We start from the raw sequence: 217 nt of genomic DNA on the forward strand, positions 1-217 counted from the left end.
CGGCAAGCTGTGCTGCTTCGAGTTGTTGGTCAAAAAGAGGAGATAACCGCATAATTAACTCTCTATCCTCCGGATTTAGATTGGCATTAGATTGTAAATCCGCCTTTAATCGATTCAATAAAACTAACGCACTGGCGCGAAAGAGATTGGCTGGGGGGAGTCGATCGAGTTCGGCGATCGCTTCGGCTTGTACCCGCCCGCGTCCTAACACCCTCAA

The 217-nt window shown here is 49.3% G+C and carries 1 pseudogene; it reads right to left on the bottom strand.

Going from position 1 to position 217, the window contains the following annotated elements:
• Positions 1-217: pseudogene (locus LKK83_RS05010) on the bottom strand (hypothetical protein); the annotation flags it as partial.

The sequence above is a fragment of the Phormidium sp. CCY1219 genome (assembly GCF_035615515.1).
GTDB lineage: Bacteria > Cyanobacteriota > Cyanobacteriia > Cyanobacteriales > Laspinemataceae > CCY1219.